This is a genomic window from Pantoea sp. B566 (assembly GCF_024793925.1).
Lineage (GTDB): Bacteria > Pseudomonadota > Gammaproteobacteria > Enterobacterales > Enterobacteriaceae > Pantoea > Pantoea ananatis.
The window spans coordinates 1,670,165-1,695,170 of record NZ_JANUQL010000003.1 but is presented as its reverse complement, the minus strand read 5'-3'; the positions used below and the strand labels follow the sequence as shown (position 1 = coordinate 1,695,170).

Sequence of the window (25,006 nt, the reverse complement as noted above, 5' to 3'; positions counted from 1 at the left end):
AAAGGCATCCAGTTGGATGCCTTTTTACTGATTACTTGTCGGGTTCAACGGGAATAATATTTTCGCTGGGGTAACAGCCAAGTACTTTTAACGAACGCGTCATTGCCCTCAGCTCTTCTAATGCCTGCTGCATCTTTTGAGACTGCAGATTGCCCTGCACATCCAGATAAAACATCTCTTCCCACGGGTTACCGTTGATAGGCCGGGATTCCAGTTTGCTCATAATCAGGTTGTGCTGGCGCAAGACCAACAGTGCGTCAACCAGTGCACCCGCCTGCTGGCCGGTTGCCATGATCAGCGTCGTTTTCGCCGAAATCTGATCGGATACTTCGATGGGCTTACGGGCCAGGACAATAAAGCGTGTGTGATTCTGCTGTTGGTTGGCCAGATTACGCTCCAGCACCTGTAACTGATACAGTTCGCCACCGGCTTCGCTACCGATCGCCGCGACCTTAGGTGAGTTGAGCGCGGCCACTTTTTCCATGGCAGCGGCGGTGCTTTCGGTGTAGACAATCTTCCAGTGCGGGAAGCGGTTAATGAAGTGGCTGGTCTGCTGAAAAGGCTGCGGATGGCTGTAGACCGTTTCAATCTGTTCCAGGTCGCTCTGGCTACTGACCAACATGCAGTGCTCAATCGGAAGCGTCAGTTCCCCTACGATAGAGAGGTTGGTCTGTTGCAGCAGGTCGTACACATCGTTGATTGAACCGGAGCTGGTATTCTCGATCGGTAAGACGGCGTAATCCGCCGCGTTATTCTCCACCTGTTTGATAATGTCATGAAATTTCAGGCAACCGCATTCAACCATGTTACTGAAATGACGCGCGGCATACTGACGGGCAGCCAGATGAGAGTAAGAGCCTTTCGGGCCCAAGAAGGCGATGCGGGCCGCATGAGCATGCGTATGGTTGAGGTTTTTTTGCAGCAAGGCCTGCTGAGTCAGAACCGAATCTTCAATCACTAACTGAAACAGGCGGGTAATGTAGTGCGCATCCAACTGATGTTTTTTACCCAGTACGATGAGGTGCTCAATCAGTGCGCGTTCACGTTCGACGTCGCGGACAGGGCGGTGCGTTGCCAGCTTCGACTTTGCAACCTCCACAGCCAGCAAACGCCGTTCAGCAAGTAAGGTCAGTAGTTTTTCATCAACGGCGCTGATTTTATCACGCAGTGCCAGAAGCGGATTGTCCGGGGTCATAAGGCTCACCTGTAAGCTATCCAATAAAAAAGCCTCCCGGTTGGGAGGCTTTGTTGTTCGTCTTCGCTTTCTTTTTACACGACGAATGGCCTCCCAGTCAGGGGAAGGTAAAAAAGAAAGCGAAGAAAAACGACAGTGTTTTCATGACAGGTTCCAAAAATAAGCTGTTCTGAGAGTAACCGCACAGATGAAAAGCTGTCAACAAAAAACGCGCCCGTAGGCGCGTCAGGAAGGTGAGGACAAAACTTACTCTTCGGCGGCGGGGGTAAAGTCTTTAACGCTGGTGGCCGCGCGGCGCGCTTCAGATTTGTGCTGCACTTTATTAAGTTGGCGCTCGAGTTTTCCTATCAGGTCGTTGATAGCAGTGTACATATCGTCATGTTTGGCACTGGCGACCAGTGTACCGTTTGGCGTATTAATCGTGGCGTCTGCCACAAACTCTTTGGATTCTTTCGACAGAACGATATGCGGGTTAATCAGGTCGGTTTGCCACTTTTCTAGCTTGGCGAGACGGTCTTCGACGTGTTCACGGATGGCTGGAGTAATTTCCATTTGCTTACTGGTAATATTCACGATCATTATGCTTACCTCTCTGTGATTGCCGTCTGAATGGATCCAGCATAGCGCGATATCTCTGTAGATGTGTGATTTTGATCACAAAAAAATGTCACTTTTTGTCAACTACAGCAAATTGTGAGAAAGGGCGAGAATGTGGCCGAAAAGCCTTGAAGCTAACACCTTATCAAGGCATTCTTGATAAGTTAGCTCAACAGGTAAATCAACATTTTGCCTGTTTTATGCGCATAAAAAAGCAGCCTCCAGGGCTGCTTTTTTTGTGGCTCAACGCGCGAACGTCTCAGTCGTTGTTTGCTGCGATAATTTTTGCGACTTTATCTGCCTCGGCGTTCAGTTGCAACTGGCGATAGGCGTTTTCCATCAGCGGTAACGCATCGTGCGTCGCCTGCGTGTCCGGATAATCGCGCATCATGCCTTCAACACGGTTAACAACCGCGACATAGGCCCCACGCTTGGTATAGAATTGCGCCACTGAAAGCTCATATTTTGACAAACGGTCTTTCAGATAGACCTGACGTTTATAGGCATCGGCTGCATATTGGCTGTTTGGATAGCTGCGCAGCAGCTGTGCAAAGTCGCGGAATGCATCACGAGCATGGGTAGGATCGCGATCTGAACGGTCGATGCCGAAAAAGCCCTGCAATGCCGAATCATCCAGCGCCATATCCGTCAGCCCTTTCATATAGATGACGTAATCGATATTAGGATGCGTAGGATTTAAACGCATAAAGCGGCTGATGGCAGCCTGCGCCATCGGCAGATCGGCATTTTTATAGTACGCGTAGATCAAATCCAACTGAACCTGCTGCGAATAGGGACCGAATGGGTAACGATTATCCAGCGCTTCCAGTTGCTTAATCGCCGCTTTAAAGTTACCGTCCTGCAGCTTTTGTTGCGCTGTAGCATAGATTTCAGAAGGCGGGTTGTCCGGTACCGCGTCATTTGAGCCGGAACAACCAACAAGTGCCAGGCTCAGTGTGGCTGCAGCCACCAGATATTTCATACGCGTCATGACGAAGTGATTATCCTCAAAATGTTATGGCGGAAGCTGTCCGTATAGCTCCCGGTAATGACCAGGTACGATAGCACATTATATTAAACGGCATCGCCGTAAAACCCAACGTTAACGAAGAAGCTGTATATGGCACAACAAGTTCAACTCACCGCAACGGTATCCGAGTCACAACTCGGACAACGTTTAGATCAAACTTTGGCGGAATTGTTCCCTGATTATTCACGTTCCCGCATAAAAGAGTGGATCCTTAACCAGCGCGTCAGTGTCAACGGCACTGTGACTGATAAGCCGAAAGAAAAAGTGCTCGGCGGCGAGCGCGTGACCATCGATGCTGAGATCGAAGAAGAGCAGCGCTGGGAACCCCAAAATATCCCGCTGGATATCGTCTACGAAGATGAAGATATCATTGTCATCAATAAACCACGTGACTTTGTGGTGCATCCGGGCGCGGGCAATCCTGATGGCACCGTACTCAATGCGCTGCTGCATCACTATCCCGCCATTGCCGATGTCCCGCGAGCGGGCATCGTTCATCGCCTGGACAAAGATACAACCGGGCTGATGGTCGTGGCGAAAACCGTCCCGGCGCAAACGCACCTTGTCGACGCCCTTCAGCGCCGTGAAATTACACGTGAATATGAAGCGGTCGCCATCGGTACGATGACTGCTGGCGGCACGGTCGATGAACCGATTAGCCGTCACTCGACTAAACGTACGCATATGTCCGTGCATCCCATGGGGAAACCGGCTGTCACTCACTATCGCATCATGGAGCATTTCCGAGCTCATACGCGGTTGCGTCTGCGCCTGGAAACCGGCCGTACGCACCAGATCCGTGTGCATATGTCGCACATTAATCATCCTCTGGTGGGCGACCCGCTTTACGGTGGCCGTCCGCGTCCGCCAAAAGGCGCATCGGAAGACTTTATTACCACGCTGCGCGGGTTTGATCGCCAGGCGCTGCATGCGACGATGCTTCGGCTTTACCATCCTATCTCTGGGATTGAGATGGAATTCCATGCCGCAATACCTCAGGACATGATTGATCTGATTGATGCGCTGAAAGCGGATACAGAGATGTTCAAGGATCAGCTGGACTGGCTATGAGCCTGATTATTCCACAATGGCCGGCACCCGATCGGGTGCGTGCCGTCTCAACGTTACGGCAGGGCGGCGTGAGCGAGGGGAACTGGCGTTCGCTTAATCTTGGCAGCCATGTCGGTGACAAGCTGCATCATGTGGCAGCCAACCGTGAGCGGCTGATAGCGTTTGCGGCGTTGCCCGCGATGCCGCAGTGGCTGGAGCAGGTTCATTCCACCGACGTTGCCTGCCTGCGCGCAGGGGGAACCGCGCCGCTACAGGCAGATGCTTGTATCACACGGGAAACGGGCGTGGTATGTGCAATCATGACGGCTGACTGCCTGCCTGTGCTGTTTTGTTCGGATGACGGCCGTGAAGTTGCTGCGGCTCATGCAGGATGGCGCGGGCTGTGTGGCGGCGTACTAGAAAATACCCTGGCACAGTTTCAGGCTGCGCCCGGTAATATTCACGCCTGGCTCGGGCCGGCCATTGGTCCTGATGCGTTCGAAGTCGGTGCAGAAGTGCGTCGCGCGTTTATGAATCACGATCCTGAGGCAGCTGCCGCTTTTCGTCCGGCGGGGGAAAAATTCTACGCGGATATCTGGCTACTGGCCCGTCAGCGGCTCCATGCTGCAGGCGTGAAATCAGTGAGTGCGGATTCACGTTGTACCTTTAGCGAGCAGGACGCTTTCTTCTCCTATCGTCGGGATGGCATCACCGGCCGTATGGCAACTTTAATTTGGCTGTTATAGTCTTAGCCCGTAAGACGATCCAGACAGCGCGTTTTTTAGTCCTTTTTCAGGTCATTAACCTTGAATATTTGAGGAATGACCTCATTTTAATCTCCAGTAGCATTTGACCTGTAATGGGAGGAATTATGCGTCTGGATCGTCTTACTAATAAATTTCAACTCGCTCTGTCCGACGCGCAGTCTTTGGCTTTAGGACAGGATAACCAGTTTATTGAACCCTTGCACCTGATGAGCGCGTTGCTCAAGCAGGAAGGGAGTTCCGTTGCGCCCCTGTTGTCCTCAGCCGGTACTGACGTAGCATCGTTACGTACGCAAATTGATCAGGCTATTGACCGTTTGCCGCAGGTAGAAGGCAGCGGCGGAGATGTGCAGCCATCATCCGACCTGATCCGAGTGCTTAACCTGTGCGATAAGCTGGCACAGAAGCGCAACGACAACTTTATCTCATCAGAATTATTTGTTTTGGCAGCCCTGGATTCACGTGGCTCGCTGGCGGACATATTGAAATCCGCAGGCGTCACCAACGAAAAGCTCACCAAAGCGATTGAACAACTTCGTGGAGGCGACAACGTGAACGATCAGGGTGCTGAAGATCAGCGTCAGGCTTTAAAGAAATATACGATCGATCTCACCGAGCGCGCCGAGAAAGGCAAGCTCGATCCGGTGATTGGGCGTGATGAAGAGATTCGCCGTACCATTCAGGTACTGCAACGTCGTACTAAAAACAACCCCGTGTTGATTGGTGAGCCCGGCGTAGGTAAAACCGCCATCGTCGAAGGGCTGGCGCAGCGCATTATCAATGGTGAAGTGCCGGAAGGGCTGAAAGGCCGCCGTGTGCTGGCACTGGATATGGGCGCGCTGGTGGCAGGGGCTAAATACCGTGGTGAATTCGAAGAGCGTCTGAAAGGCGTGCTCAGCGACCTGTCTAAGCAGGAAGGCAACGTCATTCTGTTTATTGATGAGCTGCATACCATGGTGGGCGCGGGTAAAGCAGATGGTGCAATGGACGCCGGCAATATGCTGAAACCTGCGCTGGCGCGCGGCGAGTTACACTGTGTCGGCGCTACCACGCTGGACGAATATCGCCAGTATATCGAGAAAGACGCAGCGCTGGAGCGCCGTTTCCAGAAAGTGTTTGTGGCAGAGCCCAGCGTTGAAGATACCATCGCGATTTTGCGGGGTTTGAAAGAGCGTTATGAGTTGCACCATCATGTGCAGATCACTGACCCGGCTATCGTCGCGGCAGCAACGCTTTCTCATCGCTACATAGCCGATCGCCAGTTGCCAGATAAGGCGATTGACCTGATTGATGAGGCGGCATCCAGTATCCGTATGCAGATTGACTCCAAGCCGGAAGCACTGGATCGTCTGGAGCGCCGTATTATTCAGCTGAAGCTGGAACAGCAGGCGTTGAAGAAAGAATCTGATGATGCCAGCGTCAAACGTCTGGATATGCTGGAAGCCGAGCTCAACCAGAAAGAGCGTGAATATGCCGAGCTGGAAGAAGAGTGGAAAGCGGAAAAGGCCTCGTTGACCGGCACGCAGAATATCAAAGCGGAGCTGGAGCAGGCGCGCCTTACACTTGAGCAGGCACGTCGCTCAGGCGATCTGGCACAGATGTCTGAACTGCAGTACGGCAAGATCCCGGCGCTGGAGAAACAGCTGGCTTCCGCTACACAGTCTGAAGGCAAGACGATGAAGCTGCTGCGTAACCGCGTAACGGACGTTGAGATTGCCGATGTTCTGGCGCGCTGGACCGGTATTCCGGTCGCCCGGATGATGGAAGGGGAGCGCGACAAACTTCTGCGTATGGAGCAGGAACTGCATTCACGAGTCATCGGACAGGATGAAGCGGTTGAAGCGGTTTCCAATGCCATTCGCCGTAGCCGCGCAGGTCTGGCCGATCCTAATCGTCCTGTCGGGTCGTTCCTGTTCCTGGGCCCAACAGGTGTGGGTAAAACGGAACTGTGTAAATCACTGGCTAACTTCCTGTTCGACAGTGACGATGCGATGGTTCGTATCGACATGTCAGAATTTATGGAAAAACATTCTGTGTCGCGGCTGGTGGGCGCACCTCCGGGTTATGTCGGCTATGAAGAGGGCGGCTATCTGACTGAAGCGGTTCGCCGTCGTCCTTATTCTGTGATCCTGTTGGATGAAATCGAGAAGGCGCATCCCGATGTCTTCAATATTTTGCTGCAGGTTCTGGATGATGGCCGGTTGACGGACGGACAAGGGCGCACCGTTGATTTCCGCAATACGGTCGTGATCATGACCTCTAACCTGGGCTCAGATTTAATTCAGGAACGTTTCGGCAATCTGAATTATCCCGAGATGAAAAATCTGGTGATGGGCGTAGTGGGTCAACATTTCCGTCCAGAGTTCGTGAACCGTATTGACGAGGTAGTGGTGTTCCATCCGCTGGGTGAGAAACACATTGCGTCTATTGCACAGATTCAACTGCAGCGGCTGTACAAACGTCTGGAAGACCGAGGCTATCAGCTGCATATCTCTGATGCGGCGATCAAACTGTTGGGCGAAAACGGTTATGACCCGGTTTACGGTGCGCGTCCACTGAAACGCGCTATCCAGCAGCAGATAGAAAACCCACTGGCACAGCAGATTCTTTCTGGTGAGCTGGTCCCGGGCAAAGTGATTGAGATGGACGTAAAAGACGACGTCATTACTGCCCACCAGTAAAGGCATATTTATTAAAAACGGGCGTTACGCCCGTTTTTTGTACGCGGAATCTGTGGTTTTGGCTTTTTTTAAAGCGTATTGCCTGGAAAGTAATCACTCGAAAGATTTATTTGAATTAGCGCTTGTCAGCCTAAAATATTTGCCTATAATGCGCCTCCACTGACACGGCACAACGGCTTACGTAACGCGGTGTTCAGCAGGAGGCTCCCAGGAGTTTCCGCCGGAGAAAAACTTCTGAAAAAGAGGTTGACTCTGAAGGAGGAAAGCGTAATATACGCCACCTCGCGACAGACGGTTAACCCGCTGTTCGCACTGCTCTTTAACAATTTATCAGACAATCTGTGTGGGCACTCGCAGGATTGATATCAGCGTCTCCGGACGTAAAAAATATCAAAGCCTCACGAGTGAACACATAATGAAATTCATTATGACGTTTTACAGATGAGCACCGCTGGACTTGTTTCAGCAAATCAAACTTTAAATTGAAGAGTTTGATCATGGCTCAGATTGAACGCTGGCGGCAGGCCTAACACATGCAAGTCGGACGGTAGCACAGAGGAGCTTGCTCCTCGGGTGACGAGTGGCGGACGGGTGAGTAATGTCTGGGGATCTGCCCGATAGAGGGGGATAACCACTGGAAACGGTGGCTAATACCGCATAACGTCGCAAGACCAAAGAGGGGGACCTTCGGGCCTCTCACTATCGGATGAACCCAGATGGGATTAGCTAGTAGGCGGGGTAACGGCCCACCTAGGCGACGATCCCTAGCTGGTCTGAGAGGATGACCAGCCACACTGGAACTGAGACACGGTCCAGACTCCTACGGGAGGCAGCAGTGGGGAATATTGCACAATGGGCGCAAGCCTGATGCAGCCATGCCGCGTGTATGAAGAAGGCCTTCGGGTTGTAAAGTACTTTCAGCGGGGAGGAAGGCGATGTGGTTAATAACCGCGTCGATTGACGTTACCCGCAGAAGAAGCACCGGCTAACTCCGTGCCAGCAGCCGCGGTAATACGGAGGGTGCAAGCGTTAATCGGAATTACTGGGCGTAAAGCGCACGCAGGCGGTCTGTTAAGTCAGATGTGAAATCCCCGGGCTTAACCTGGGAACTGCATTTGAAACTGGCAGGCTTGAGTCTCGTAGAGGGGGGTAGAATTCCAGGTGTAGCGGTGAAATGCGTAGAGATCTGGAGGAATACCGGTGGCGAAGGCGGCCCCCTGGACGAAGACTGACGCTCAGGTGCGAAAGCGTGGGGAGCAAACAGGATTAGATACCCTGGTAGTCCACGCCGTAAACGATGTCGACTTGGAGGTTGTTCCCTTGAGGAGTGGCTTCCGGAGCTAACGCGTTAAGTCGACCGCCTGGGGAGTACGGCCGCAAGGTTAAAACTCAAATGAATTGACGGGGGCCCGCACAAGCGGTGGAGCATGTGGTTTAATTCGATGCAACGCGAAGAACCTTACCTACTCTTGACATCCAGAGAACTTAGCAGAGATGCTTTGGTGCCTTCGGGAACTCTGAGACAGGTGCTGCATGGCTGTCGTCAGCTCGTGTTGTGAAATGTTGGGTTAAGTCCCGCAACGAGCGCAACCCTTATCCTTTGTTGCCAGCGATTCGGTCGGGAACTCAAAGGAGACTGCCGGTGATAAACCGGAGGAAGGTGGGGATGACGTCAAGTCATCATGGCCCTTACGAGTAGGGCTACACACGTGCTACAATGGCGCATACAAAGAGAAGCGACCTCGCGAGAGCAAGCGGACCTCATAAAGTGCGTCGTAGTCCGGATCGGAGTCTGCAACTCGACTCCGTGAAGTCGGAATCGCTAGTAATCGTGGATCAGAATGCCACGGTGAATACGTTCCCGGGCCTTGTACACACCGCCCGTCACACCATGGGAGTGGGTTGCAAAAGAAGTAGGTAGCTTAACCTTCGGGAGGGCGCTTACCACTTTGTGATTCATGACTGGGGTGAAGTCGTAACAAGGTAACCGTAGGGGAACCTGCGGTTGGATCACCTCCTTACCTGAAGATACCTTCCCGCGAAGTGCTCACACAGATTGTCTGATAGAAAGATAAAGAAGCAAGACGGCTGCGAAGTCGAGACACGTCAGTGTCCCCTTCGTCTAGCGGTTAGGACTCCGCCCTTTCACGGCGGCAACAGGGGTTCGAATCCCCTAGGGGACGCCACTTGCTTGGTGACAGGTGAAAGGTGTTGCCCACATATCTTAAAGATGACTTGCGAGTCATCTTTAAGATATTGCTCTTTAACAATCCGGAACAAGCTGAAAATTTGAAACGACGCATTGTCGTGTTCCTCCGTAATAAGGAACACAGCACAACGCGTTCGAGTCTCTCAAAAGCTCATGACACGCAGCGTAAAACGCCTGTGGGTTGTGAGGTTAAGCGACTAAGCGTACACGGTGGATGCCCTGGCAGTCAGAGGCGATGAAGGGCGTGCTAATCTGCGATAAGCGCCGGTAAGGTGATATGAACCGCTACAACCGGCGATACCCGAATGGGGAAACCCAGTGTGACTCGTCACACTATCATGCAGTGAATACATAGCTGTATGAGGCGAACCGGGGGAACTGAAACATCTAAGTACCCCGAGGAAAAGAAATCAACCGAGATTCCCCCAGTAGCGGCGAGCGAACGGGGAGGAGCCCAGAACCATCATCAGCTTGTGCATCAGTGGAAGCGTCTGGAAAGTCGCAGGGTACAGGGTGATACTCCCGTACACAAAGGTGCACAGGCTGTGAGTTCGATGAGTAAGGCGGGACACGTGGTATCCTGTCTGAATATGGGGGGACCATCCTCCAAGGCTAAATACTCCTGACTGACCGATAGTGAACCAGTACCGTGAGGGAAAGGCGAAAAGAACCCCGGCGAGGGGAGTGAAACAGAACCTGAAACCGTGTACGTACAAGCAGTGGGAGCCTCTTTATGGGGTGACTGCGTACCTTTTGTATAATGGGTCAGCGACTTATATTCTGTAGCAAGGTTAACCGCATAGGGGAGCCGCAGGGAAACCGAGTCTTAACTGGGCGTTAAGTTGCAGGGTATAGACCCGAAACCCGGTGATCTAGCCATGGGCAGGTTGAAGGTTGGGTAACACTAACTGGAGGACCGAACCGACTAATGTTGAAAAATTAGCGGATGACCTGTGGCTGGGGGTGAAAGGCCAATCAAACCGGGAGATAGCTGGTTCTCCCCGAAAGCTATTTAGGTAGCGCCTCGTGAATTCATCTCCGGGGGTAGAGCACTGTTTCGGCTAGGGGGCCATCCCGGCTTACCAACCCGATGCAAACTGCGAATACCGGAGAATGTTATCACGGGAGACACACGGCGGGTGCTAACGTCCGTCGTGAAGAGGGAAACAACCCAGACCGCCAGCTAAGGTCCCAAAGTCATGGTTAAGTGGGAAACGATGTGGGAAGGCCCAGACAGCCAGGATGTTGGCTTAGAAGCAGCCATCATTTAAAGAAAGCGTAATAGCTCACTGGTCGAGTCGGCCTGCGCGGAAGATGTAACGGGGCTAAACCATGCACCGAAGCTGCGGCAGCGACGCTTATGCGTTGTTGGGTAGGGGAGCGTTCTGTAAGCCGTCGAAGGTGTGCTGTGAGGCATGCTGGAGGTATCAGAAGTGCGAATGCTGACATAAGTAACGATAAACAAGGTGAAAAACCTTGTCGCCGGAAGACCAAGGGTTCCTGTTCAACGTTAATCGGAGCAGGGTGAGTCGACCCCTAAGGCGAGGCCGAAAGGCGTAGTCGATGGGAAACAGGTTAATATTCCTGTACTTGGTGTTACTGCGAAGGGGGGACGGAGAAGGCTATATCGGCCGGGCGACGGTTGTCCCGGTTTAAGCGTGTAGGTGTGTGTTCCAGGCAAATCCGGTTCACTTTACACTGAGGCGTGACGACGAGGCACTACGGTGCTGAAGTGATAAATGCCCTGCTTCCAGGAAAAGCCTCTAAGCATCAGGTAACACAAAATCGTACCCCAAACCGACACAGGTGGTCAGGTAGAGAATACCAAGGCGCTTGAGAGAACTCGGGTGAAGGAACTAGGCAAAATGGTGCCGTAACTTCGGGAGAAGGCACGCTGGCGCGTAGGTGAAGGGACTTGCTCCCGGAGCTGAAGCCAGTCGAAGATACCAGCTGGCTGCAACTGTTTATTAAAAACACAGCACTGTGCAAACACGAAAGTGGACGTATACGGTGTGACGCCTGCCCGGTGCCGGAAGGTTAATTGATGGGGTTATCCGCAAGGAGAAGCTCTTGATCGAAGCCCCGGTAAACGGCGGCCGTAACTATAACGGTCCTAAGGTAGCGAAATTCCTTGTCGGGTAAGTTCCGACCTGCACGAATGGCGTAATGATGGCCAGGCTGTCTCCACCCGAGACTCAGTGAAATTGAAATCGCTGTGAAGATGCAGTGTACCCGCGGCAAGACGGAAAGACCCCGTGAACCTTTACTACAGCTTGACACTGAACACTGAGCCTTGATGTGTAGGATAGGTGGGAGGCTTTGAAGCGTGGACGCCAGTCTGCGTGGAGCCGACCTTGAAATACCACCCTTTAATGTTTGGTGTTCTAACGTAGGCCCGTAATCCGGGCTGCGGACAGTGTCTGGTGGGTAGTTTGACTGGGGCGGTCTCCTCCCAAAGCGTAACGGAGGAGCACGAAGGTTGGCTAATCCTGGTCGGACATCAGGAGGTTAGTGCAATGGCATAAGCCAGCTTGACTGCGAGAGTGACGGCTCGAGCAGGTGCGAAAGCAGGTCATAGTGATCCGGTGGTTCTGAATGGAAGGGCCATCGCTCAACGGATAAAAGGTACTCCGGGGATAACAGGCTGATACCGCCCAAGAGTTCATATCGACGGCGGTGTTTGGCACCTCGATGTCGGCTCATCACATCCTGGGGCTGAAGTAGGTCCCAAGGGTACGGCTGTTCGCCGTTTAAAGTGGTACGCGAGCTGGGTTTAGAACGTCGTGAGACAGTTCGGTCCCTATCTGCCGTGGGCGCTGGAGAATTGAGGGGGGTTGCTCCTAGTACGAGAGGACCGGAGTGAACGCACCGCTGGTGTCCGGGTTGTCACGCCAGTGGCACTGCCCGGTAGCTAAGTGCGGAAAAGATAAGTGCTGAAAGCATCTAAGCACGAAACTTGCCCCGAGATGAGTTCTCCCTGAGCCTTTAAGGCTCCTGAAGGGACGTTGAAGACGACGACGTTGATAGGCCGGGTGTGTAAGCGCAGCGATGCGTTGAGCTTACCGGTACTAATGACCCGTGAGGCTTAACCTTACAACGCCAGAGGCGTTTTGGTAGAGAGACGACTTGAATTTTCAGCATTGTTTACCGGATAAAGAATTTAGTTCTGTTCTGCGGACGCGAGTCCGAAGGATTTTGCGCTGAGTGCAAGGCGGCAACCGAGACGGGGTGAAGGAGCATACTGAGGTATGTGACTGAGCGGCGCGAGGGAAGCCAGCGCGGCAGCAGCGTGAAAGACGCAGGACGGAGCACAAAGAATTTGCCTGGCGGCTGTAGCGCGGTGGTCCCACCTGACCCCATGCCGAACTCAGAAGTGAAACGCCGTAGCGCCGATGGTAGTGTGGGGTCTCCCCATGCGAGAGTAGGGAACTGCCAGGCATCAAACAAGTAAAAAAGCCCTGAACGAAAGTTCAGGGCTTTTTTACTTGCGTAACCGGTGAAAAGCGGGGCGTCAGGCCGGCTGTCCTGCACGGCCGGGACCGCGCGAGTGCCTTCCGCGTCATTAAAACCGCCGGATCGGGAAAATGGCGCGTGAGAAAGCCGGATGGCATGCCGCGCCCGGCGTCATATACCTGCACCCCCTGCCCAAAGACGACGAACCGCCTGATCATCGTGATACAACAAACGCCATCGATACAAAAGCCGCAAGTACCTGACCGCAATCCACCGCATTCCTTCTCTGTTTGAGATCCAGCACAATGCAATAGCTGTTTTTTTAACCGATAGCATTAATCAGGCAACAAGGAATTTGCCGACTACCCAGCTATGAAGGGTAGAACGAGTGAAAAGCAACTTTGCATTGCATCCTGCAAAATCGCGACACCGTTAAACCGGTAGCGGATGCGTTTTCTTCACTTCTCTGAGCGAAATCGAAGAATTAATACTCAGTATCCCCGGTAATTTACGCAGTTCCTTTTCGATAAAAAGACTGTAATGGTCTAAGTCGCGCGCCACGACCTGTAAAAGGAAATCAGCTTCACCGGTAATGTTGTGGCAGGAAAGCACATAGGGATTGGCATTAATCCTGTCTTCAAAATCCCGCGTTGCCGCTTCACTGTGCTGGCTACAGACCAGACGGACAAATGCCATCACGCCAAAGCCCACTTTTCTGCGGTTAACCACCGCCTGATAACCCTCAATAAACGCCTCATCCTCAAGCCGTTTCAGACGTCGCCATGCAGAAGCCGGGCTAACATCCAAATCCTGTGAAAGTTTAAGACTCGATACCCTGCCGTCCTGCTGCAGATAACGCAGCAGCGCCAGATCTTTCTTATCAAGAAGACTCACTGAAATATCCACTCAACCATTGCATGTTTGATGAAGGATAATTTCATAAATAATTATCCGCCTGCAACAGATGAAAAGTAATTTCCGAATCGAAAGGTATAATTTTATGAACGCCTACGATGAGGGTTTACTGATGAAAGCAGTGATATACGAGTCATTTCTGTCGCCGCCGATGCTGCAAACGGTCCCGGACCCTACTCCCGAGCCGCATGGCGTGGTGATTCGGGTCAAAGCCACCGGTGTTTGCCGAAGTGACTGGCACGGCTGGGTCGGGCACGATCCCGATATTCCTCTGCCTCATGTGCCGGGACACGAATTCGCAGGCACAATTGAAGCCGTTGGCAACGCGGTGACTAAATGGCGGCCGGGCGATAATGTCACGGTACCTTTTGTATCGGGGTGCGGCTTTTGTCACGAATGTCATACCGGTAATCAGCAGGTCTGTGACCATCAGTTCCAGCCTGGCTTCACGCACTGGGGATCGTTCGCCGAATACGTAGCGATACAGCAGGCCGACTTAAATCTTATCGCACTGCCGGACACGCTGAACTTCACTACCGCAGCCAGTCTCGGGTGCCGTTTTATTACCTCGTTCAGGGCAGTGGTCGATCAGGGAAGAACGTCGGCAGGTCAGTGGCTTGCCGTGCACGGCTGTGGCGGTGTGGGACTTTCCGCCATCATGATCGCGAATGCGCTCGGAGCAAACGTGGTGGCGGTGGATATTTCGGATGAAAAGCTGCAGCTGGCCCTTGATTTGGGTGCAGTTGCCGTAGTAAATGGCGCTCGCGTGCACAATGTGGCGGAAGCCATTAGAGAAATCACCCAAGGCGGAGCACATGTGTCACTGGATGCGCTGGGTCATACTGTGACCTGCGTGAACTCCATTCATTCCTTAAGAAAAAGAGGCAGGCACATCCAGATAGGCCTGATGGCGGGCGAACACAGTGCGCCGCCCATTCCAATGGCCAGCGTTATTGCTAACGAACTGGAGATTATTGGCAGTCACGGCATGCAGGCTCATCGTTACGGCGACATGATGAACATGATTGCCACCGGTAAACTCTGTCCTGAAAAGCTCATTGGCCGCACCATCAGCCTCGAGCAATCCATAGAAGCGTTAATCAATATGGATAAGTTTGAATCACCGGGCGTCACGGTAGTCACGACGTTCTGATGCACTAAAACACCGGCCTGTCTGCACTGCTCGTACACATGTTGTAGAGAAAGGTCGGTCGTTTTTGATATCCGTAGCGGGCTGGCGCGGAGGTCTGACACTTTCAGTTGTTACAGCAAATTAACAACATAAGTCACATTTTGTCATCCAGAACCAACACCTCTTTCCGTTTTATTCCCGTCCATGCTTTACTCAACGCTTTAACGCTGCTTATCAGCATGGAGCCGAGGCATAGCATGTCAGATGTGATCAAAAATCCACAATCGCAGTTGCTCGACAGAAAAAAACGTATCTGGGCCATCGTAGGTGCATCCTCAGGTAATCTCGTCGAATGGTTCGACTTTTATGTGTACTCGTTTTTCTCACTCTACTTTGCCCATATCTTCTTTCCGCAAGGGGATACGACAACCCAGTTACTCCAGACGGCAGGCGTGTTTGCCGCAGGCTTTTTAATGAGGCCGATTGGCGGATGGTTATTTGGCTATATTGGTGACCGCCACGGGCGAAAAAAATCCATGCTGATTTCTGTCTGTATGATGTGTTTCGGATCGCTGGTCATCGCCTGTCTGCCGGGTTACAACAGCATTGGGATAGCCGCGCCAGCCCTGCTGTTACTGGCTCGTATGTTCCAGGGGCTGTCGGTGGGCGGGGAGTACGGCACAAGTGCAACCTATATGAGCGAAGTGGCCCTGGAAGGGCGCAAAGGCTTTTATGCCTCCTTTCAATACGTCACCTTAATTGGTGGGCAGTTAGCCGCTGTGCTGACGGTGGTGGTGCTGCAGTTCATCTTAACCGACCAGGAGCTACGCACATGGGGCTGGCGCATCCCGTTCTTTTTAGGCGCTGCGCTGGCCGTGGTGGCGTTATGGCTGCGCCGCTCTCTGGACGAAACGTCCGATAAACAGAGCCGTGAGCATCGGGATGCCGGTAGCGTCATTGGCCTGTTACGTAATCACACCAAACCCTTCCTGATGGTGCTGGGCTTTACGGCGGGCGGTTCGTTGAGCTTTTACACCTTTACAACCTACATGCAAAAGTATCTGGTAAATACATCAGGCATGGATGCGAAAACCGCCAGTGCATTGATGACCGGTGTGCTCTTCGTCTATATGCTGCTGCAGCCCGTTATTGGCGGTTTGTCGGATAAGATAGGCCGACGCACGTCCATGATGATTTTCGGTGCCGGTGCAGCAATCTGTACCGTGCCCATCCTCACCCTGCTGCAAAACGTACAGAGTCCAGGCATGGCATTTGTTCTGATTATGCTGGCACTGCTTATTACCAGCTTTTACACCTCGATCAGTGGGATTCTGAAAGCTGAGATGTTTCCGCCGCAGGTGCGAGCCCTGGGCGTCGGGCTGTCTTATGCGGTGGCGAATGCGATCTTCGGTGGGTCTGCAGAGTACGTGGCGTTACTGATGAAGCACAGAGGGATGGAGACCACCTTCTTCTGGTACGTGTCTGCGATGGGCGCGCTGGCGTTTCTGGTTTCGCTGCTGCTCCACCGGCATGGGAAAGGAATTAAGCTGTAGCAGAGGAAAGGAGTGCCGCAGGCAGGCTGCGGCATTCTGAGGGTTTACAGTATGCGGCTGATGAGGCGGTCAATACGAATACGGCGTAGACGGCGAATCAGCTTACGCACTTTCGCCGGGTAGTCAGCGATGCTCTCCAGCTCGCGAAAGTGTCCAACGACCGTGGTATTTTGACGGATCAGCATCAGCTCATGCTGTCGTTGTTCGGCCAACTGCTGATGCGGGTCGTGGATCAGTACCGCATTCTCGAGATCCAGCCGCCAGGCGCGGGGATTAAGATTGTTGCCTGTAATGAGCTGCCACTCATCGTCAACCCACATTCCTTTCAGGTGATAGCTGTTTTCACCGTCTTTCCATAAACGTACGGTCAGCTGCCCGTTGCTAACGTAGTACTGCAGCCGGCTTAAAAAGCGACGCAGGTTAATTTCGTAGAGGTAGGGCAGTGCACCGATGATCTTAAATGGCTGATCGGGTGCGATATAGAAGTCATTCGCTGTTTTATCACCCACGATGATCTCAACGTCACGCCCCTGACGTAGCAGGCCAATGATATTGCGCACCAGCAGCGCAGGCAGGTTGAAATAGGGCGTACAGATGGTGAGCTTCTTTTCAGCGCAGGGCATCAAATGGAAAATGGTCTTGTTCAGCAGGCTACGCTTGCCCAGGCCGACCAGTGGCGTCACGGTGAGTTCATCGTTGCCGGCGTTGCCTTCAAACTGATAGTTGAACCCGCGCAGGTCCTGACGAAACTGACGCGTTTCATTTTTAATTTCCGGACTGGAAGGACGCTCAGCATAGTCCAGGCGATTGACGGCCTCGGCGTCTTTTAAATGGTGGTTGATCCATTCAAACATGGTGTCGGCCAGCGCGGGATTACGAATGAGCTGGTAGCGATCGTAGCGATATTTATCGTGCTGATGCAGGTAAACGTCATTCAGGCTGGCCCCGCTGTAGAGCAGCGTATCATCAATGATGAAGCCTTTCAGATGCAGTACCCCGAGTGCCTCGCGAGTATTAACCGGAATGCCGTAGACAGGAATGACGTGGTCGGGATGCTGTTGGGCCATCTCACAATACCAGTCGGCATTGGTCACGCCTCGTGCAGCACCAATGCGGCCACGTTGGGCACGGTGCCAGTCGACTAAAATACTGATGTCGAGCTGTGGGCGAGCGAGTTTCGCAGCATACAGTGCATTCATGACGGCGCGGCCCGCATCGTCATTTTCCAGATAGAGTGCGACGATACAAATGCGCGATTGCGCTGACGCAATCTTTTCCAAAAGCGTCTCACGAAATTCGGCGGGCGAATAAAGCGTCGACACATCCGCAACAGATTGTGACAGTTTAGGCAGCTGTGCGAGGTGTTGTTGGTGTTTATTGCGTTTAAATTTAGACAACATCACAGTGCACTTCTTCTCGGTTCATTGTATGGCCTTTTGCCACCAAATCAGGGTCATAACGCTAAATAATAACATCAACCACGACGAACTGGGCGATTTTTACTTTTCTCTACACGGCAAACTGACATTATCCTGTAACAAAAGCTTAAGACTGACGATGCCATCGTCCATTTGGACATCCACGTCAAAGTTGAGTTTTTTCGCCAGCGTCACCATGCCGCGGTTGCCGGGCATGGTAATGCCGTTCAGTTGTTGCAGGCCATGCGCGCGGGTGTAACGGATCATTTTTTCCAGTAAACGTCTTCCCATCCCCAGCCCTTTAAGATCGGAGCGCACCAGTACCGAAAACTCGGCATCAACGTTGTCGGCATCCGAAATCGCGCGGGTCACACCGATGATCTCCGGCTGCCCCTGATGCTGCCGAACGGCGACAATCGCCATCTCCCGGTCGTAGTCAATCTGCGTCATATTGGCCAAATCGTCATGGGTGAATTCATTAATTTCGCTAAAGTAGCGGTAGTAGAGATCTTCTTTCGTCACCTGGCTGATAAAGTCACGCAGCAGCGGTTCATCTTCCGGCAGGATAGGGCGGAATAAGCAGTGCTGACCGTCCTTCAACTCGACCTGTTCTTCCAGGTGCTGAGGATAGGGGCGGATGGCCAGACGCGTTTCGTTATCACCGTCAAAAGGCGCAAGCGTCAGCGTAACGTCCAGTAAGGTGAAATCGCTACCTGCCGCCAGCAGTGGATGAATATCCAGCCGTTGTATTTCCGGGCAATCTACCACCAGGTTAGAGACCTGCACCAGCAGTTGGCTCAGGCCAGCTACATCAAGCGGAATCAAGGCACTTCGGCTGCGGACCTTGCCGCTTTTTATTGCCTGGATCACCAGATAGCGCGCCAGGGTCATATTCAGCGGCGGCAAAGCAACCGCCGCCTGTTTCTCTGCCTGCCACTCTACGCCGCCTTCACCCAGCATGATGATGGGGCCAAACAGCGCATCCTGCTCCACCACAATCCGCAGCTCCTGGGCACCAGCCCGGTTCGCCATGCTCTGCACCACCAGTCCTTCAATACGCGCGTGCGGCAGCGTCTGCCTGACCCGGTCAATAATCGCGTCCGCCGCGCGTTTAACTTCGGCGGCGTTACGCAGGTAGAGCATGACGCCCTGCACTTCGGACTTATGCGCCACATCGGGCGAACGGAGCTTCAGCGCGACCGGATAGCCGGTTTGTTCAGCAATCGTGACGGCGTCCTCACTGTCTTTTGCTATCCAGGTGGGTAACGTCGCGAGGCCGTAAGCTTTAAGAACGGGCTGCACTTCGTGCGTATCCAGCGACAGGATGCCCTTATCCAGCGCCTGAGACAGCAACTGGTGGGCCTGAGCGCTGTCCTGGGTCAGGTTTACCGGCAGGGCGGGGGTTTCCCGCAACAATTTCTGGTTACGCCGGTATTCAACCTGATGCATAAAGGCGGTGACGGTGCCCTCCGGCGTTCGCCAGGTGGGAATGCCGGCCTGAGTAAAAGCACGGCGCGCTGCCTGAGAGGAGAATTCGCCGCACCAGTTGGTCAACAGCGTGAGCTGTTTTCCGCGCGGATGCTGATGAATAAGCTGAATGATTTTCTCTGCGGTTTCGGTCGCCGGGGCAACAGCGCTGGGGGCATGAATAATCATCAGGGCATCTAAATCATGGCTGTCGAGCAGGACGGCCAGGCAGGCCAGATAGCGTTCCGGCGTTGCATCGTCCTTTAAATCGACCGGATTGCCGTGCCCGACGCCCTCCGGCAGAACGGCACTAAGCTGCTCTATCGTTTGCTCGCCCAGCGTGGCGAGCTTACCGTTGCGGGCATAGAGTTCATCTAACGCCAGCGCGGCGGGAGCCGCGCCATTGCTGATAATCATCAGCCGGTGCCCGCGTGGTGGACGCATATGGCTCAGGGACTCAACTGCGGTGAACAGCTCGTGCGTATCCTGCACCCGTAACAAGCCCGCACGCTGGATCGCCGCATCCCAGGCGGCATCGAGACCGCTGTGCGTACCAAGCAGCGCCTGTGCCTGGCGACTGCGGCCGCTTTTGATAATCAAAATAGGTTTGTTACGGGATGCGCTACGGGAGGCCGAGACAAACCGTCGGGCATCGCTAAGGTGTTCAAGATAAAGCAGAATCGCGCTGGTTTTGCCGTCACGGGCCAGAAAATCCAGCAGATCGTCCACGTCGGTATCCAGGCTGTCGCCTAAGGCGATAAACCATGAAAACCCCAGGTTACGTTGCTGCGCCCAGTCAAGAATGGTGTTGGAGACGGCTGATGACTGCGATATGAACGCAATACGGCCTTTGGCGATGGGAACAGGAGAAAAGCTGGCGTTAAGCCCCTGCCACGGGGCCAGCAATCCCAGACTGTTTGGGCCTAACAATCGGATCTGCCAGCGGCTGGCGCAGGCTTTTAACTCGGCGAGCTGACTGGCGGGGGCGGAGAGGATGATGCAGGCTTTACAGCCTTTCTCGCCGAGCTGTTGTAACAGCCCCAGATTTCTTTTGTGATGGGTACAGATCACCGCCAGGTCGGGGGCGAAGGGCAAACTGTGAATATCAGGCCAGGCCAGCACGCCGCTAACGGCTTTATATTTTGGCGTCACCGGCAACACCGGGCCGCTAAAGCCGCCCGCCAGCAGATTACGCATCATAAAATAGCCTGCCCGTCCCGGCTTGACCGAGGCGCCGATTACCGCAATTGATTTTGGTCTTAACAGCGCTTCCAGTCCACGTTGACTCATCACCTTCTCCATTCGTCGGCATTTAGGGGAGTGTAAACGCTTTTGGGCTTTTTTACCGTCGGGCAGATCCCAGCCTGAATAATGACAATCGGCCTGTCAGAGCGAGTGTTACCTCTCCTGGCCGGGATGATGCGGCTTACCGGCAAGATAGGCCTGACGGAACTGCTCAAAGTGCAGGGTTAATGCCTCGCCAGCCTCACGGTCGCCGGCCTGGTGCAGCAGCGCCGCGGCAATCTCTGCGGTGCAATGCTGACCTTCGCCATGCGCTTCGCGCAGCCTGTAGCGGGACGGTGCCGTGACATTAAGCGAGATCACCGGAAAGCGATCAAGCCAGGGGCTTTTACGAAACATCTTGCGGGCTTCATTCCAGGTACCATCCAGCATGATAAACAGCGGCGGTTTACCTGACAGCGGCGGCGAATGCACAATCTTGCGACCTTCATCGGCGTAAGATGCAGGGAAAACCACCAGTGGCTGATAAGCCTCACTGGCCACGGCCTGCAGCAGTAAAGGATCGGGCTCGGTGCGTGACCAGCCAAAGGCCTGGGTATCTGGCAAGACGTCGGCGATCAACCGGCCCGTATTACTTGGCTTCATCGGTTCGGTATCAAACATCACCAGACAAAAGCGACTGCGGGCAGACTGCACACGAATGCTGGCGCACAGACAGTGTTTTTCCGGCAACAGACATCCCTGGCAACGAAGCACACGGTTTCCACGTGCCAGAAAGGGACGTGTGGCGCGGGCCAGACGTTGGGCACGTAAACGCAAAACGGCATTTTCAGACATGATTATTCAGGACAAGAAAAAGCGTAGTGTAATCGAAGCGTCGGACAAAGGGAAAAGGCCAGCACTGGCTGGCCTTTTGCGCTTACAGGGATTCGTCGAGCCACTCGTTGAAGGGCGCTTTCGGCATGGCACCGTTTAGCATGTCCACCATCTCACCTTTCTTAAAGACCATAATGGTGGGAATGCTGCGAATGCGGAAGCGACTGCTCAGCGCCGGCTCGGCCTCCGTATTCACTTTAATGAAGCGCACCTTGCCGCTGCGCTCCTGTGCGACGTCTTTAAACACCGGGGCAAAATTAACGCAGGGGCCGCACCATGGCGCCCAAAAGTCCACCACAACCGGCAGATCGTCCTGCAGATAGCTGTCCAGCGTGGCGGCGGTGGCGTTGATGACCTCGCCAGAAAACAGGCTTTCGCCGCAACGACCACATTTGGCACCATCGGCAAGCCGTTCTTCGGGAACGCGATTGGTTGCCTGACAAGACGTGCATACCGTATTCATATAAACCTCTGATAATGAACTAGAGCACTTTGCTCAATATTGTCCATTATGAAAGGGTGGTAAGATCGTCTCAATGTGGATTGCTCTATAGGTACAATAGTTGATAGCTAAGCGCAGTCACATCAGGTAATCTTCGCGCTCTCAATGCAGGAGGAAGAAATGAACGACGAATTTAAAGGCAAAAGTGGTAAGGTCAAAGTCATGTATGTGCGTGGCGAAGATGAGCAAAGCGCGCGCGCGCCGAATCCTCGTACAGGCAAAGGTGGCCGTCCTGCTGCTCGCCGTGAAGACAATCGTCGTTCATCCGGCCCGCGCACTGAGCGTAGTGAAGAAGGCGGTCGCGGTACAGGCCGTCGCAGCGATAGCGCGCCACGCCGCAGTGACAGCGCACCGCGCCGCAACGATCGCGGCAGCGACAATCGTGATGCTTACGGCAGCAGTGATTCCCCATGGCGCACCGTCTCCCGCGCGCCGGTCGTGGAAGACAACAAACCGGAAAACCCAGGGATTAGCGGTAAAGGCGTGGTTGACGTTGAGCAGATTCGTCGCCAGCGTCTGGAAGAAACCCGCGTTTACGGTGAAAACGCCTGTCAGGCGCTGTTCCAGAGCCGTCCTGAATGCATCGTTCGCGCCTGGTTTGTGCAAAGCGTGACGCCACGTTTTCGCGATGCGCTGCGCTGGCTGGCGGCTAACCGCAAAGCCTACCACGTGGTCGATGACGCAGAGATCACCAAAGCTTCCGGTACTGAACACCACGGCGGCGTCTGCTTCCTGATCAAGAAACGCATGGGCATGGACGTAGCAGAATGGCTTAACAAGGCCGAAAGCAAAGACTGTGTACTGGCGCTTGAAGATGTCAGCAATCCCCATAACCTTGGCGCGATCATGCGCAGCTGCGCGCACTTTGGTGTGAAAGGTCTGCTGGTTAACGATGCCTCGCTACTGGAATCCGGTGCAGCGGTTCGCACGGCGGAAGGCGGCGCTGAACACGTTCAGGCTATCAGCGGCGCAACCTTTAATGAAGGCCTCGAAGCCTTCCGCAAAGCGGGTTACACCATCGTGACGACCTCGAGCCATCAGGGCACATCCCTGTCTGACGCGGTGCTACCGGCCAAAATGGTACTGGTGCTGGGTCAGGAGCGTGAAGGCTTGTCTGACAGCACGTTCCAGCAGGGCGATATGAGCGTGTCGATTGGCGGCACCGGCAACGTGGAAAGTCTGAACGTCTCCGTCGCTACCGGCGTTCTGCTGGCCGAATGGTGGCGTCAGAACGCCTGATGTTAGCTGATGTATGGTGCCGTGAAACGTGCCATACAGGTTCAGCGTTCCCGGCGGGGCGTGAAAGATGCTCCGCCAGCCCGTTACCCCGCCTTACCATCCCCGGAGTCGGATGTAGCCTGATCAACATGTTCGTCCATCTCATCAAGCGCCCGTTGATTATCCAGCCCCCATTGATACAGCTGCTCTACCGGTTCCGCGAAGGTCTGGCCCAGCGCCGTTAACGCATAGTCGACTTTGGGTGGGATCACGTCGTAAACATGGCGGGTGATCAATCCGCGCTGCTCCAGCTCCTTCAGCGTCTGAAACAACATCTTTTTTGATATCCCCTGCAAACTTCGCTGCAACTCGCCCGTGCGTGCGCGGCCTCCCGGCCAGTGATACAGCGCATGCAGCACCATCGGATTCCACTTGGCAGAAAAAAGATCCATGAGTCGGCGCGGCGGTGAATCCACATAAAAAACCAGTTTACCCTCTACCCAGGCAGGCATCGTCTTCTCCCTCCTTTATGGTCACCAAATGGTAACTACTATCAATAATGGCACTATTTAAGTAGAGTTTGCCGCCCTCCGTTATCAAAAGCCAGTCACTATGAGAGGCACCATGAAAATTAATGCACTGATCGCGCACGATGCGACCCAGCCCCTTACCGCCGGCCAGATCGCGCTGCGTCCGCTTCAACCGCAGGATGTCCGGATAGAAATCCTTTACTGTGGCGTTTGCCACTCAGATTTGCATATGGCACGCAACGAATGGGCGGTAAGCCATTATCCCCTGGTGCCAGGACACGAAATCGTTGGACGGGTGAGCGAAACCGGTAGCGCTGCCACCCGATTTACGCCGGGTGATATTGTTGGCGTGGGCGTGATGGTGGATTCCTGCCGCACCTGTCATTTCTGTCAGCAGCAGGAAGAACAATATTGTGAAGCCGGTTTCACTGCGACCTATAACGGTACGGATAAATACACCGGTGAATCTACCCGAGGCGGCTATGCTGAGCACGTGGTGGTCGATCAGGACTTCGTGGTTTCGGTGCCACAGCACCTGCCGTTGGCCGGTGTTGCGCCGTTGCTGTGCGCGGGCGTCACTGTCTGGTCACCGCTGCGCCATTTTAACGTGAAAACGGGCGATAAGGTTGGCGTGATTGGCCTGGGTGGGTTAGGCCACATGGCGGTGAAGCTGGCGAGTGCGCTGGGAGCTGAGGTGACGCTTTTCACCACGTCGGCTGACAAAGCCGCGGATGCCCGCCGTCTCGGTGCCCGTCATGTGGTGGTATCACGCGATGCTCAGGCTATGCAGGCCAGCCAGAACGCGCTGGATCTTATCGTTGACTGCGTGGCGGCCCCGCACGATCTTGACCCTTATCTGGCGACGCTCAAAACCAATGGCCGCCTGGTGCTGGTGGGCATTCCCGACAGTCCGCACGCTTCACCGAACGTGACGCCAATGGTGTTCCGTCGTTTAAGCATCAGCGGCTCGTCCATCGGCAGCATTAAAGAAACCCAGGAGATGCTGGATTTCTGCGGCGACAACAACATCACCGCAGACATTGAGATGATTCGTGGAGAGCAGGTCGAAGAAGCCTTTACGCGAATGCTAAAAGGTGACGTGAAATACCGGTTCGTGATGGATATGAAAGCGACGCGCTGGGCGTAAAAACGGGTTCTGGCGGGCGTGACTTCC

The 25,006-nt window shown here is 53.9% G+C and carries 17 protein-coding genes, 1 tRNA gene, 3 rRNA genes and 1 other annotated feature; of the genes, 11 read left to right on the top strand and 10 right to left on the bottom strand.

What is annotated here, in order from left to right:
- Positions 1-31 precede the first annotated feature (31 nt).
- From pheA to bamD, 4 genes are all read right to left on the bottom strand, one after another.
- Positions 32-1,195 carry a bifunctional chorismate mutase/prephenate dehydratase gene (pheA, locus tag NYE92_RS09455; RefSeq protein WP_194761696.1) on the bottom strand — a complete coding sequence of 388 codons (1,164 nt, stop codon included), beginning with the start codon at positions 1,193-1,195 and terminating at the stop codon, positions 32-34.
- A 22-nt stretch (positions 1,196-1,217) separates the two neighbouring features.
- Positions 1,218-1,341, bottom strand: a sequence feature (Phe leader region).
- Positions 1,293-1,340, bottom strand: a complete 48-nt coding sequence (locus NYE92_RS09450) for a hypothetical protein (RefSeq protein ID WP_193372328.1) — start codon at positions 1,338-1,340, stop codon at positions 1,293-1,295. It overlaps the preceding feature by 48 nt.
- 100 nt (positions 1,342-1,441) lie before the next feature.
- Positions 1,442-1,774, bottom strand: coding sequence for a ribosome-associated translation inhibitor RaiA (gene raiA / locus NYE92_RS09445; RefSeq protein ID WP_013026886.1), 333 nt, complete (start codon positions 1,772-1,774; stop codon positions 1,442-1,444).
- Between the two features lie 277 nt (positions 1,775-2,051).
- The gene (gene bamD, locus NYE92_RS09440; protein WP_013026885.1) at positions 2,052-2,783 is read right to left on the bottom strand and encodes an outer membrane protein assembly factor BamD; all 732 of its coding nucleotides are present in this window, start codon (positions 2,781-2,783) and stop codon (positions 2,052-2,054) included.
- Positions 2,784-2,912: 129 nt separating this feature from the next.
- Here bamD and rluD point away from each other — a divergent pair, with 129 nt between their 5' ends.
- The 7 genes from rluD (at position 2,913) to rrf (ending at position 12,964) form a co-directional block, all read left to right on the top strand.
- Positions 2,913-3,893, top strand: a complete 981-nt coding sequence (rluD, locus tag NYE92_RS09435) for a 23S rRNA pseudouridine(1911/1915/1917) synthase RluD (protein ID WP_013026884.1) — start codon at positions 2,913-2,915, stop codon at positions 3,891-3,893.
- Positions 3,890-4,618: a purine nucleoside phosphorylase YfiH gene (gene yfiH, locus NYE92_RS09430; protein ID WP_259018892.1), complete on the top strand. Its 729-nt coding sequence runs from the start codon at positions 3,890-3,892 to the stop codon at positions 4,616-4,618. The genes rluD and yfiH overlap by 4 nt, the downstream gene beginning before the upstream one ends.
- Before the next feature lie 125 nt (positions 4,619-4,743).
- Entirely contained in the window at positions 4,744-7,317 is a 2,574-nt protein-coding gene (gene clpB / locus NYE92_RS09425; RefSeq protein ID WP_014605184.1) for an ATP-dependent chaperone ClpB, read from the top strand.
- Between the two features lie 479 nt (positions 7,318-7,796).
- Positions 7,797-9,338, top strand: a 16S ribosomal RNA gene (locus tag NYE92_RS09420).
- Positions 9,339-9,428: 90 nt separating this feature from the next.
- Positions 9,429-9,503 (top strand) — tRNA-Glu (locus NYE92_RS09415).
- Positions 9,504-9,713: 210 nt separating this feature from the next.
- Positions 9,714-12,619: ribosomal RNA gene (locus tag NYE92_RS09410) — 23S ribosomal RNA — on the top strand.
- Between the two features lie 229 nt (positions 12,620-12,848).
- Positions 12,849-12,964 (top strand): 5S ribosomal RNA (gene rrf, locus NYE92_RS09405).
- Together the 16S, 23S and 5S rRNA genes with 1 tRNA gene alongside form the textbook arrangement of a ribosomal RNA operon.
- Before the next feature lie 447 nt (positions 12,965-13,411).
- On the opposite strand, the gene NYE92_RS09400 is transcribed toward rrf, so the two are convergent.
- Positions 13,412-13,873: an Lrp/AsnC family transcriptional regulator gene (locus NYE92_RS09400; RefSeq protein WP_014605185.1), complete on the bottom strand. Its 462-nt coding sequence runs from the start codon at positions 13,871-13,873 to the stop codon at positions 13,412-13,414.
- 106 nt (positions 13,874-13,979) lie between these two features.
- On the opposite strand from NYE92_RS09400, the gene NYE92_RS09395 reads away from it, so the two are divergent.
- Together NYE92_RS09395 and NYE92_RS09390 are read left to right on the top strand one after the other, a co-directional pair.
- A complete protein-coding gene (locus NYE92_RS09395; RefSeq protein WP_259018891.1) occupies positions 13,980-15,047 on the top strand; it encodes a zinc-dependent alcohol dehydrogenase family protein in 1,068 nt (355 codons plus the stop codon).
- 236 nt (positions 15,048-15,283) lie between these two features.
- A complete protein-coding gene (locus tag NYE92_RS09390) occupies positions 15,284-16,579 on the top strand; it encodes an MFS family transporter (protein ID WP_029569086.1) in 1,296 nt (431 codons plus the stop codon).
- 44 nt (positions 16,580-16,623) lie between these two features.
- On the opposite strand, the gene pssA is transcribed toward NYE92_RS09390, so the two are convergent.
- From pssA to trxC, 4 genes are all read right to left on the bottom strand, one after another.
- Positions 16,624-17,979, bottom strand: a complete 1,356-nt coding sequence (gene pssA, locus NYE92_RS09385; protein ID WP_029569085.1) for a CDP-diacylglycerol--serine O-phosphatidyltransferase — start codon at positions 17,977-17,979, stop codon at positions 16,624-16,626.
- Between the two features lie 99 nt (positions 17,980-18,078).
- Complete coding sequence (locus NYE92_RS09375) at positions 18,079-20,754, bottom strand: bifunctional acetate--CoA ligase family protein/GNAT family N-acetyltransferase (RefSeq protein WP_041930880.1); 2,676 nt, start codon at positions 20,752-20,754, stop codon at positions 18,079-18,081.
- A gap of 108 nt (positions 20,755-20,862) precedes the next feature.
- Positions 20,863-21,543 (bottom strand): tRNA-uridine aminocarboxypropyltransferase, encoded by a 681-nt coding sequence (locus NYE92_RS09370; protein WP_013026876.1) that lies wholly within the window; start codon positions 21,541-21,543, stop codon positions 20,863-20,865.
- An 82-nt stretch (positions 21,544-21,625) separates the two neighbouring features.
- Positions 21,626-22,045 (bottom strand): thioredoxin TrxC, encoded by a 420-nt coding sequence (gene trxC / locus NYE92_RS09365; RefSeq protein ID WP_013026875.1) that lies wholly within the window; start codon positions 22,043-22,045, stop codon positions 21,626-21,628.
- 159 nt (positions 22,046-22,204) lie between these two features.
- On the opposite strand from trxC, the gene NYE92_RS09360 reads away from it, so the two are divergent.
- Positions 22,205-23,323, top strand: a complete 1,119-nt coding sequence (locus NYE92_RS09360) for a tRNA/rRNA methyltransferase (RefSeq protein ID WP_015699650.1) — start codon at positions 22,205-22,207, stop codon at positions 23,321-23,323.
- 83 nt (positions 23,324-23,406) lie between these two features.
- On the opposite strand, the gene NYE92_RS09355 is transcribed toward NYE92_RS09360, so the two are convergent.
- Positions 23,407-23,814, bottom strand: a complete 408-nt coding sequence (locus tag NYE92_RS09355; RefSeq protein ID WP_014605192.1) for a helix-turn-helix domain-containing protein — start codon at positions 23,812-23,814, stop codon at positions 23,407-23,409.
- Positions 23,815-23,926: 112 nt separating this feature from the next.
- Between NYE92_RS09355 and NYE92_RS09350 the strand changes: the two genes are divergently transcribed.
- On the top strand, positions 23,927-24,979 hold the full coding sequence (locus NYE92_RS09350) for an NAD(P)-dependent alcohol dehydrogenase (RefSeq protein ID WP_015699651.1): 1,053 nt from the start codon (positions 23,927-23,929) through the stop codon (positions 24,977-24,979).
- Positions 24,980-25,006 lie beyond the last annotated feature (27 nt).